This window comes from Aestuariicoccus sp. MJ-SS9 (assembly GCF_032586235.1).
Lineage (GTDB): Bacteria > Pseudomonadota > Alphaproteobacteria > Rhodobacterales > Rhodobacteraceae > Aestuariicoccus.
On the sequence record NZ_JAWHTD010000104.1, the window covers coordinates 1 to 3,388 of the forward strand.

Consider the following 3,388-nt stretch of genomic DNA (forward strand, 5'->3'; position numbering starts at 1 on the left):
ACATCAACCTGCCGCAACTTCTGAACTATTTCCTCTGGCTTGTGTCTCTTGTTCGCCATTCTCTGTCCTCCGCTTCCTAAACATAACGGTGGACCAATTCAGATGGGGAGGCTCAGTGGAGTCTTCGCATCGCTGCAGTTCGTTAATCGTGCAGCAGTCCTCGTCGATGTCGCATATGAGTGGTCAGAACTCGGGCTGAGACATTAGCGTCGGTTGAAAGACTTCCTTGATCGGCTCGATATGACCTCCATAACGCCAGCCTCCTCCGATGCGGATGCCCACAAGTACGGTGTCCTTTTCGTTTTTGCGGCTGGTGTGCTCTGGTCAACGGTCGGTCTTGGCATTCGTCTGATCGAAGATGCCTTCGTGTGGCAGATTCTGCTTTACAGGTCGATCAGCATGTCACTGTTCCTTTATGTGCTTATTCAAATGCGGTCGGGTGAAAGCCCATTCGTTCAGCTCCGCCGCGTTGGCTCCCCTGCTGTTATCGCGGGGCTTTCACTGGTCGCGGCCTATTCCGGTGGAATCTACGCGATCCAGAACACCTCGGTCGCGAATGCGATGTTGCTCTTTGCGACTGCGCCATTCATGGCCGCGGTACTCGGGTGGATCGTGCTACGAGAACCCGTCCGCGCCGCAACTTGGGTTGCGATCGCCGTCGCATTCGGTGGGATCACGATCATGGTCGCCGACAAATCAGGCAGCGTTGTGCTGAAGGGCAGTCTTTCTGCGCTTGGGTCAGCGTTGGGGTTCGCCGTCTTCACCGTCGCTCTGCGATGGGGGCGGACAGGAGAAATGCTCCCGGCGGTTTTCCTTTCCGGTCTCTTCGCAATTGTAATTACGCTGGCGATATGCCTCGGTCTTGGGCTCTCGGTCGTACTGAGCCCGAATGACGGCGGGATCGCGATGGGTATGGGGGTGTTCCAGGTCGGCGCCGGTCTGATCCTTTACACGCTGGGGTCGCGAAGTCTCCCCGCAGCCGAACTCGCCCTGTTGTCATTGGCCGAGGTCCTGCTCGGCCCGCTCTGGGTCTGGCTCTTTCTGGGGGAAACCGCGAGCCCCAACACGCTGATTGGTGGCGCAGTTCTGCTGGCTGCCATCATGGGAAATGCGCTATCAGGCAAACGTCGGAAACCTCCACCGATTACCGCACCATAGAGACCGGCCCGAACCGGACTTTCATCAACCCTTCAAGCGCCGCATCGCAGCTTCCCGAGAACGGCCATGAGTGCCGCTTGCAGCACTTTGTCCGCTTGATTTGCGCTGTGCGGACGACGCCGCAGATCAAGATTTTCGTAACGCGGCATCATGCCTTCAGGCAACGCACCGCTTAGCCCTCTGGCGACGAAGCGTTGCGGCTTCTCCTAATTGCCATTCGGGCCAGACGAGGTGTTTCCGTCCTGTCACCAACCGGCAGTCTGCCGTCAGCGGCAGCGTCTGCCGACGACGAACGACACACCGTGCGGGCCAACTTTCTCGCGATGCACCTGCCCATAGCGCAATTCGAACGTGTCGCCTGGACGATAACGGCGCGCCAGATCGCCGACGGTGATCGAAATCTCACCACACGTCACGAGGCCGAGTATCTCTGCATCATGCGTGTGGTCATCGAGGACGCAGAACGGCTCCATACTCTTTTCAGTCTCTGAAAACCCCCACGCCGTGATCTGGGCTTTGAATTCTGCGATGTAATCCTGATCGACAGGCGGTTTTTCTGGCTCGTTGGCAGCTGACCGGGGTTCTACGGCACTCATGCGGCTTGCCCTATCTGACGGCGCTCGTCTTCGGCGTCAAACCAGCCCTTGGATAACTGGACTCTCCCTTCCGGATCAAGGTCCCATTCTTCCCATCCGGCAAGACGCACGTAGCTCCCGGTTTCGGCGTGATGTCCTTCGAGGCTCCACGCAAACACAGCATGATCGCCAGCGGCGCGAAGTTCTTCGCAATGCACCACAAGATCCGGGTAGGCCGCATAGAAACCCGCTGCCATCTCCGCAATGGCCGCACGGCCCTTCAGGGCTGGGCCGCCATTGATCTCTATCTGTCCGTTCGGTGCATAAAAAGCGGCGACGGCCTCCGGCGACTTTGAACTCCAGGCCTGTGCGTAGGCTTTGGCAATCTGCGCCAGATCTAAAGAAGTATGTGTCATAGGGTGCTCCGGTCTGCTGGTCGAACATTGGCGCCCAGCCCATGACGGGCTTCGGGCCTTGACATGAACAGTAAATCAGCGTCGGATTTCTGATAATCGGCGAACTTGGACAAAGATTGCTGAATTTTTGGAATGAATACCGCGACAAATATGGAGATGAGGGCCTTCGTCGTTGTTGTCGAACAAGGCAGCTTCACGGGCGCCGCGCGCATCCTGGGCCTGACGCCGTCTGCGGTTTCGAAGCTCGTCGGCCGGCTTGAGGACCAGCTGGGTGTTCGCCTGCTCCATCGGACGACGAGGCGGCTTTCGATGACCTCGGAGGGCGAGCTCTATTTTCCGCGGGCACAAGAGATCCTCGCCGCGATCGAGGAGGTGGAAGCCGAGGTGGCCGGATTGCACGCGGAGCCGCGCGGTCATCTGCATGTTAGCAACAGCACCGGTTTCGGCGTTCATCAGATCGCGCCCATCCTTCCTGAGTTCCTGCGCCTGTATCCTCGTATTCAGCTCGAATTGACGGCGACCGACCGGGTTGTCGATCTTGTGTCTGAGCATGCGGACGTGACGCTGCGCGCTGGGACGCTCCCTGACACCACACTCGCCGCGATGCGCATTGCCACCTACGGGCGGACCATTTGCGCCTCCCCGGCTTACCTGGAGCGTCACGGCGTGCCGCGCCATCCAGCCGATCTGGCAGAACACGCCTGCATCGTGTTCACGACCCCGACCGCGCGGGTCTGGCCTTTTCAAATCGAAGAAGACGTTGTGAAGGCGGGCATTAAACCGATCATGGTAACGGATTCCAGCGACATGGTTTTGCGGCTCGGCCTCGAAGGCGCCGGGATCATCCGTCTGGGTGACATCATGGTGGCCGACCATATTCGCAAGGGCCAGCTTGTGCCGCTCTTGACAGATTGCCATCAGCCGCAGGAAGTTCCGATCCACGCGCTATACGAGGCAGGGCGCTACCGACTGCCAAAGGTCAGGGTCTTTCTTGATTTCCTGATCCGGAGATTCTCCGATCCACCGTGGGCGGTCCGAATGCCCGGCACGGGCGACTGAGCGGATAATGAGTCGGGTCTGAACAACGCCCAACGTTCTGAATTTATGTGAGAAATGTCTTATTTTGTTGGCTTTGGCCTGCAGGGTTTCATAGGATTCCATTGGCGTTGTTGCAGAACTCGGGCTTGAGGCGTGATTGCCCCTTTCCCCGCTGAGATCATGCCACGCGGATGATCTCGG

The 3,388-nt window shown here is 58.6% G+C and carries 4 protein-coding genes; 2 read left to right on the forward strand and 2 right to left on the reverse strand.

Annotated elements, in window-relative coordinates; translation table 11 throughout:
* Positions 1-240 precede the first annotated feature (240 nt).
* The gene (locus RXV88_RS23315) at positions 241-1,158 is read left to right on the forward strand and encodes a DMT family transporter (protein WP_316296120.1); all 918 of its coding nucleotides are present in this window, start codon (positions 241-243) and stop codon (positions 1,156-1,158) included.
* A gap of 266 nt (positions 1,159-1,424) precedes the next feature.
* On the opposite strand, the gene RXV88_RS23320 is transcribed toward RXV88_RS23315, so the two are convergent.
* Positions 1,425-1,754: a hypothetical protein gene (locus tag RXV88_RS23320; protein WP_316296117.1), complete on the reverse strand. Its 330-nt coding sequence runs from the start codon at positions 1,752-1,754 to the stop codon at positions 1,425-1,427.
* Positions 1,751-2,149 (reverse strand): nuclear transport factor 2 family protein, encoded by a 399-nt coding sequence (locus RXV88_RS23325; RefSeq protein WP_316296118.1) that lies wholly within the window; start codon positions 2,147-2,149, stop codon positions 1,751-1,753. Before RXV88_RS23325 ends, RXV88_RS23320 begins: the two co-directional genes overlap by 4 nt.
* Before the next feature lie 132 nt (positions 2,150-2,281).
* On the opposite strand from RXV88_RS23325, the gene RXV88_RS23330 reads away from it, so the two are divergent.
* Positions 2,282-3,208, forward strand: coding sequence for a LysR family transcriptional regulator (locus RXV88_RS23330; RefSeq protein WP_316296119.1), 927 nt, complete (start codon positions 2,282-2,284; stop codon positions 3,206-3,208).
* Positions 3,209-3,388: the final 180 nt, after the last annotated feature.

What these genes read in the sequence shown, in the direction of transcription:
- RXV88_RS23320 (WP_316296117.1), bottom strand. Translation starts at nt 1,754, where the DNA reads ATGAGTGCCGTAGAACCCCGGTCAGCTGCCAACGAGCCAGAAAAACCG.
- RXV88_RS23330 (WP_316296119.1), top strand. Translation starts at nt 2,282, where the DNA reads ATGAATACCGCGACAAATATGGAGATGAGGGCCTTCGTCGTTGTTGTC.
- RXV88_RS23325 (WP_316296118.1), bottom strand. Translation starts at nt 2,149, where the DNA reads ATGACACATACTTCTTTAGATCTGGCGCAGATTGCCAAAGCCTACGCA.
- RXV88_RS23315 (WP_316296120.1), top strand. Translation starts at nt 241, where the DNA reads ATGACCTCCATAACGCCAGCCTCCTCCGATGCGGATGCCCACAAGTAC.